Here is a 6,964-nt window from a genome sequence, read left to right on the forward strand (position 1 = left end):
CCTCGCGGCTGTAACGGGCGAACGCGACCAGCATCGTGGGCAGCGAGACCAGCAGCGACAGGCTCCCGGCCGTCTTGATGTCGTCCCCGAACAGCAGCACGATCGTCGGGATCAGCAGCTCACCGCCGGCCACGCCCATGATCGCGGCGACGACCCCGATGCCGAACCCCGCCACCACCCCCAGGGGCACCTGGGCCCAGAGCGGCAGGGCGAGCGCGCCCACGGTGGCGGTGTGGCCGGTCACCAGGGCCGCCCCCATGAGCACCATCAGGGCGGCCAGCACCTTGGAGAGCGTGCTCCCGCGCATCCGGACCGCCCACGCCGCCCCCGCCCAGGCGCCGAGGAGGCTGCCCGCCAGGAGGTTGACCGCGACGGGCCAGCGACCGGCGATCTCGGAGGCGGGCACCGCCACCAGCCGCGCCGGCAGGGCGACCAGAACGACGACCAGGCTCATCGCCTTGTTCAGGATGACGGCCGCGAGCGCGGCGAAGCCGAACAGCCCCATCAGCAACGGGAGGCGGAACTCGGCACCGCCCAGCCCGATCATCCCGCCCAGAACCCCTACGGCAGCACCCGCCGCGAAGACCACGGGCGCGGAGCGAGCCGCCGGAGAAGGGGAGAGGGCCGCGGCTGTCTTCATGCCGAGCATCCTGGCCCCCGGCCCGGGCCGCCCGCCACGGCCCGCCCGCACCTTCGGCACAACCCACCGCCGCCGTGCCCCGCCGTCGTCGGGACATCTGTGACCCGGATCACATACGCCTTCTGTCAGGAATCGGCGCGCTGTCCCGCTCAACCCATGGAGCCCGCACCCACGGGCACACCGACCGACAGGAGCAACCATGAAGCACCGCATCGTCGTCCTCGGCGCCGGATACGCCGGGGCGCACGTGGCCGGCAACCTCGCCCGCCGGCTGTCCCCGGCGGACACCGAGATCACCGTCGTCAACGCCGAGCCCGACTTCGTGCAGCGCCTGCGGCTGCACCAGCTCGCCGCCGGCCGGTCGATCGACGCCCCCCGGCTCACCGAGGTCTTCGCCGGCACGGGGACGCGGCTGCGCCTGGGCCGCGTCACGGCCGTCGACCCCGACCACCGGGCCGTGACCGTGGCCGACGCCGACGGCGGCGGCGAGCTCCTCTACGACACGCTGGTCTACGCGCTCGGCAGCCACGGCGACGGCGGGGGCGTCCCCGGCGTGGCCGAGCACGCCTTCGACGTCGCCGCCCGGCCCTCCGCCCTGCGCCTGCGCGCGCGCCTGGACACCCTGACCGGGCAGGGCGACGGCGGCAGGGTACTGGTCGTCGGCGACGGGCTGACCGGCATCGAGACGGCCACCGAGATCGCCGAATCCCGGCCCGGGCTGTCCGTCTCCCTCGTCGCCCGGGGCGAACTGGGCGCCCGGCTCTCCGCAGGAGCCCGCCGCCACCTGCGCCGGGCCTGCGACCGCCTGGGCGTCACCGTCCTCGAACACACCACCGTCGCGGCGGTCGAGGCGACGGGGGTGCGGTGCGCCGACGGCACCGCCCTCGCCTCCGACGTCACCGTGTGGGCGGCCGGGTTCGCCGTCCAGCCCCTCGCCGCCGCCGGCGGGCTGGCCGTCACCGGGGACGGCAGGATCCTCGTCGACCGCACCATGCGGTCCGTGTCGCACCCGGACGTCTACGCCGTGGGCGACAGCGCCCACGCCACCGGTGACAACGGCCTGCCGCTGCCGATGTCCTGCGCCACGGCCGGCTTCACCGGCCGCCAGGCCGTGGACGCGATCGTCGGAGAGCTGACCGGCCGTGAGGTCGCCCGCACCAGGCTGGTGTACGTGGGGAACCACATCAGCCTCGGGAGGCGGGACGGCATTCTCCAGAGGGTGGACGGCGAGGGCCGGGCCGAACCGTCGTACGTGGGCGGGCGGAAGGCCGCGCGGATCAAGGCGGGCATCCTCGCGATGTCGCTGTGGGCCACCTCGCACCCGACCTTCGGTCTGCCCACGCGCAGGCACCGGGTGGCCGGTGCCCGGCGCCTGAGCACCGGGACGACGGTCGCCTAGGGTGAGGCGCGTGGACACCACCGCGGACCGCTTCGACACCGACCGGTTCGAGGCCGACCGGAACCGGCTGGCCTCCCTGGCCTACCGGCTCCTCGGCTCGGCCACCGACGCCGAGGACGCCGTGCAGGACGCGTTCCTGCACTGGCAGGCCGCCGACCGGCAGCGGATCAGGGTGCCGGAAGCCTGGCTGACCAAGGTCGTCACCAACCTGTGCCTCGACCACCTCCGCTCGGCCCGCGCCCGCCGGGAGCGCACCGCCGGCGCCTGGCTGCCCGAACCGCTCCTCGACGGCGACCCGATGCTCGGCCCGGCCGACACCGTCGAGCAGCGGGAGTCGGTCTCCCTGGCCGTCCTGATGCTCATGGAGCGCCTGTCGCCCCTCGAACGGGCCGTCTACGTGCTGCGGGAAGCCTTCTCGTACAGCCACGCGGAGATCGCCGAGATCCTCGACCTCACCGAGTCCGCGAGTCAGCAGCACCTCCACCGGGCGCGGCGCCGCGTCACCGCCACCCGCCGCGCCGGCGGCGAGGCCGATCCGGCGTCGGCCCGCCGGATCGTGGAGGAATTCCTCGAAGCCGCGACCTCCGGCCGGACCGAGCGACTCGTCGCCCTGCTCACCGACGACGCGACCGCGCTCTCCGACGGTGCCGGTCTGACCAGGACGCTGCTGCGGTACGACACGGCCCGGCGCATCGCCGTCGTCGCGCGGGCCGGCTTCAAGCCCACCCCCGCCAAGCGCCGCCTGGCGGGCGGCACACCCGCCGTCCACTACGCCACCGTCAACGGCGGCCCGGCCCTTCTGTTCGTCCTCGACGACCGTGTCATGGGCGCCGTGACGTTCGACCTCACGGCCGGCAGGATCGCCACGGTCCGCGGCATCGCCGCCCCCGGCCGCCTCACCCGCCTCACCGAGGCCTGGCGACGCCACGCGAGCACCCCTCTGATGCCGGAGTGGTGACCCGCCGCCACGCACCCCCGCCGCCGGGCCGCACGGTCGGTGAGGGGTGCGTACGGGCGGGGTGTCGCCTCCCGAATGGGCTGTCACCGGATCCGTACCCCCTCCACCGCCGTCCGCAGGAGCCGTGTCTCCGCGGCGTGGCGGGCCGCCTCGTCCGGGGCGGCCGGCGCGCCGGAGAACCGGACCTCGGCGTTCCATCGGCCCGGCGCCCTGCGCCCGGTCGCGGGGGAGGGGGGAGTGGCGCCGGAGACCGCGCCCGGAACGCGGCGGCTGCTCCCTTCCGTCCGCCCGGCGCGCGAGACCGGCGCCGCCAGGTTCGCCCTGACCGGCGACCCGTACGGCGTGGCCGGAGCCGGACCGCATCCGGGGGCGGGACCGCGCGAGAAGGTGAAACGGACACGCCGCGCCCCGCGGCGACGGCCCCCGCCGAACCGCCGGCCCGAAGGAGAGCACCGCAGACCATGAGGGACACCAGCGACATCGTCATCGTCGGCGCCGGGGCCGCCGGGCTCTCGCTCGCGTGGCGGCTGCTCGCTCCGCCGCCCGGTGTCCGCGCCCCGGACGTCGTCCTCGTCACCCCGCCCCCCGGCCACCTCCGCCCACCCGAACGCACCTGGTGCTACTGGGAGTCCGGCCCGGGCGACTACGACCCGCTCCTCACCGCGCGCTGGCGCAGGGTGCGGGTCCGCGCCCCAGGGGGCGACGGCCGGACCTGCGAACTCGGCGAGCTCACCTACAAGATGCTCCGCTCCGACGCCTTCGAACGGGGCCTGGAGCCACGCCTGACGGGGCTGCGCCGGGTGGAAGCCGTCGTCGAGGCCGTCACCGACCGTCCGGACGGCGCCGAGGTGAGCTGCCGCACCGCCGGCGGCACCACCTTCACGCTCCGGGCCCGCTGGGCCTACGACTCCCGGCCGCCCGCCACGCCCCCCGCCGCGCGCGTCTCGCTGTGCCAGCACTTCCGCGGCTGGTTCGTCCGGTGCGAGCACCCGGTCCTCACCCCCGGCACCGTCGAGCTCATGGACTTCCGCACCCCCCAGCCACGGCACGGCCTCTCCTTCGGGTACGTACTGCCCACCAGCCGGTACGAGGCCCTCGTCGAGTACACCGAGTTCGGCCGGGCCCCCCTCACCCGTCAGGCCTACGACGACGCCCTCCGCCACTACACCGGCCACGTCCTCGGCCTCGGCGCCTTCCGGGTGACGGCCACCGAACAGGGCGTCATCCCCATGACCGACGGCCGTCACGAACGCCGTGCCGGCCGGCACGTCTTCCGGATCGGCGCGGCGGGCGGAGCCGTCCGCCCCTCCACCGGCTACGCCTTCGCCGCGATCCAGCGCCAGAGCCGAGCCGTGGCGCACGCCCTGCACACCGGCGGCCCGCCCCTGCCCCCGCCGGCCCACCCGGCACGGGCCCTGGCCATGGACGCCGTCCTCCTGAGAGGCCTCGACAGCGGACGCATCGACGGCCCGGCGTTCTTCACCCGCCTCTTCCGCGACGTACCGAGTGCCCGCCTGCTCCGCTTCCTCGACGGCACCACGCGCCCCGCCGAGGAGTTCGCCATCGGACTGCGCACCCCCGTCCTCACCATGCTGCGCACCGCCGCCGAGCTGCCCCTGCTCACCCGCCGCCGCTGACCGAAGCCACGAGGAGCCCCCGATGACCCGTCACGAGCCCGCCCCGGCCGCCCGCCGCGGCCGCGACCGCAAGGCCGTCGTCCTGCCCGCGCCCCCGCCCCGGCGCACGGGCGCGCGCGGGACCGTCCGCTGCGCGGTCGTCGGCGGCGGCATCGCCGGTCTCGCCGCCGCCACGGCCCTCGCCGAACGCGGCGTCCGCGTCACGCTCTACGAGCGCGAGCCGACGCTCGGAGGCCGCCTGGCCGGATGGCCCACCGACCTCGCGGACGGATCGACCGTCACCATGAGCCGCGGCTTCCACGCCTTCTTCCGCCAGTACTACAACCTGCGGGGACTGCTCCGGCGCGTCGACCCGGGCCTCGACCGCCTCCGCCCGCTGCCCGACTACCCGCTGCGGCACGGCTCGGGGACGTACGACAGCTTCGCCCGCGTCCCGCGGACACCGCCCTGGAGCGCCCTCGGGTTCGCCCTGCTCAGTCCGAGCTTCGGCGCCGGGGACCTCGCCCGGATGAACCCGCGCGCCGCACTGCCGCTCCTGGACGTCCGCGTCCCCGAGGTCTACCGGCGGTACGACAACATCAGCGCCCGCGAACTGCTCGACCGCGTCCGCTTCCCCGAGGCGGCCCGGCACCTGGCCTTCGAAGTCTTCTCCCGCAGCTTCTTCGCCGACCCGGGCGAGCTGTCCGCCGCCGAACTCGCCCTCATGTTCCACATCTACTTCCTCGGCTCCTCCGAAGGCCTCCTCTTCGACGTGCCCGACGAGCCCTACCCCCAGGCGCTGTGGGACCCGCTCGCCCGCCACCTCGACAGCCACGGTGCCGCCGTCCGCACCGACACCCCCGTGCGGGGCCTCGAACCGTGCCCGGACGGCGGCCACCTCGTCCACACGGCGGACGGCACCGAGCACACGGACGCGGTCGTGCTCGCCCTCGACACGGCGGGACTCCAGGCGCTCACCGCCGCCTCCCCGAACCTGTGCGACGCCGCGTGGCGGGCCCGGGTCGGCAGGCTCCGCGTCGCCCCGCCCTTCCTCGTGACCCGGGTCTGGCTCGACCGCCCGGTCGCCCCGCACCGCCCCGGGTTCCTCGGCACCAGCGGCTACGGGCCGCTGGACAACATCACGGTACTCAACGTGTTCGAGGGGGAGGCCGCCCGCTGGGCCCGAAAGACCGGAGGCGCCGTCCTCGAACTCCACGCCTACGCCGCCGACCCGGCCGCGCGTCCGCACGCCCTCGCGCGCGAGCTCGTCGCCCAGCTGCACCGCGTCCACCCGGAGACGGCGACCGCGCGGATCGTCGACCAGCGGGACGAATGGCGCCGCGACTGCCCGCTGTTCGCCGTGGGCACGCACACCGACCGGCCCACCGTCGAGACGCCGGACCCCACCGTCACCGTCGCCGGCGACCTGGTCCGCACCGGCCTCCCGGTGGCCCTCATGGAACGGGCCGCGACCACCGGCTTCCTCGCGGCCAACGCCCATCTGCGCCGCTGGGGCCTCGGCGGCCAGACCCTGTGGACCGTCCCCCGCCACGGCCGCTCGGCCCCCCTGCGGCTCCTCGCCCGCCGCTTCGGCGTGACCTGACGGGCCGCCGGGCCGGACCGGCGACGGCCGGCGAAGGCCCGGCCGTCGGCGCCGCTCTCCGCCGGCCGGGAACCGCCCCTCAGCCCGGGAACCGCCCCTCCGCCCGCAGCCGGTGCCGCCGCTCCGCGTACGCGAGGTCGTCACGCCACAGGCGTCCCGCCGTGGCCCGTACGGCGGGACGCAGCAGGGGAGCGAGGGCGCGTGCCACCGCGAAGCCCCGCCGGTCCGAGCCGGCCACGACCGCCTCGACCACGGCCGTGCGCGGGCGCCCGGCACCCGCCGGCGTCAACGGCGTCGCATGGGTCTCCACCACCGATCCCGTCCCCTCGCCCTCGACGATCCGCATGACGACCGTCCGCGCGTCGGGCGCGTGGAACGCGGCGCGTACGGGGACGACGATCCGCCCGGCCACCTTGAACGACACGTCCACCAGGAGGACGTCCTTCCCGTCGTCCGCCGGAGCGCCGTCCGGCACGTCCCGGACGGCCAGGTCCACGAAGGAGTACGGGTGGAGCCAGGCGCCGTGCCACGGATCGAGGCGGTTCGCCACGACGTCCTCCGGCTCGCAGGCGCCCGTCCCGGTGTACACGGCGGCGAGCGACGCGCCCCGGGCCGGCCGTGCCGGGACGGCGGGCCGCCGGGTGGGCGGCTCCCCGCCCACCCGGTCCAGCCGCACCCACAGCAGCACCCCGTCGTCGTGCACCGGCCACGGTGACCAGCCCGCGAACGGGCCGCCGTCCAGGTCGAG

The 6,964-nt window shown here is 76.0% G+C and carries 6 protein-coding genes; 4 read left to right on the forward strand and 2 right to left on the reverse strand.

What is annotated here, in order from left to right:
* The coding region (locus RIF68_RS21650) for a sulfite exporter TauE/SafE family protein (protein WP_309052943.1) at nt 1-640 on the reverse strand (640 nt) is incomplete at its 3' end.
* 199 nt (nt 641-839) lie between these two features.
* Between RIF68_RS21650 and RIF68_RS21655 the strand changes: the two genes are divergently transcribed.
* The 4 genes from RIF68_RS21655 (at nt 840) to RIF68_RS21670 (ending at nt 6,216) form a co-directional block, all read left to right on the forward strand.
* Nucleotides 840-2,039: an FAD-dependent oxidoreductase gene (locus RIF68_RS21655; RefSeq protein WP_309052944.1), complete on the forward strand. Its 1,200-nt coding sequence runs from the start codon at nt 840-842 to the stop codon at nt 2,037-2,039.
* A 10-nt stretch (nt 2,040-2,049) separates the two neighbouring features.
* Nucleotides 2,050-2,997: a sigma-70 family RNA polymerase sigma factor gene (locus RIF68_RS21660; RefSeq protein WP_309052945.1), complete on the forward strand. Its 948-nt coding sequence runs from the start codon at nt 2,050-2,052 to the stop codon at nt 2,995-2,997.
* A 461-nt stretch (nt 2,998-3,458) separates the two neighbouring features.
* Nucleotides 3,459-4,634 (forward strand): lycopene cyclase family protein, encoded by a 1,176-nt coding sequence (locus RIF68_RS21665; protein ID WP_309052946.1) that lies wholly within the window; start codon nt 3,459-3,461, stop codon nt 4,632-4,634.
* Between the two features lie 22 nt (nt 4,635-4,656).
* On the forward strand, nt 4,657-6,216 hold the full coding sequence (locus RIF68_RS21670; RefSeq protein ID WP_309052947.1) for an FAD-dependent oxidoreductase: 1,560 nt from the start codon (nt 4,657-4,659) through the stop codon (nt 6,214-6,216).
* 79 nt (nt 6,217-6,295) lie between these two features.
* Here the strand turns inward: RIF68_RS21670 and RIF68_RS21675 are convergent.
* The coding region (locus RIF68_RS21675; RefSeq protein ID WP_309052948.1) for a DUF5914 domain-containing protein at nt 6,296-6,964 on the reverse strand (669 nt) is incomplete at its 5' end.

This window comes from Streptomyces sp., from assembly GCF_031178505.1.
Taxonomy (GTDB): domain Bacteria; phylum Actinomycetota; class Actinomycetes; order Streptomycetales; family Streptomycetaceae; genus Streptomyces; species Streptomyces gulbargensis.

Coding starts and splice junctions, on each gene's coding strand:
- RIF68_RS21655 (WP_309052944.1), top strand. CDS start 840: ATGAAGCACCGCATCGTCGTCCTCGGCGCCGGATACGCCGGGGCGCAC.
- RIF68_RS21665 (WP_309052946.1), top strand. CDS start 3,459: ATGAGGGACACCAGCGACATCGTCATCGTCGGCGCCGGGGCCGCCGGG.
- RIF68_RS21670 (WP_309052947.1), top strand. CDS start 4,657: ATGACCCGTCACGAGCCCGCCCCGGCCGCCCGCCGCGGCCGCGACCGC.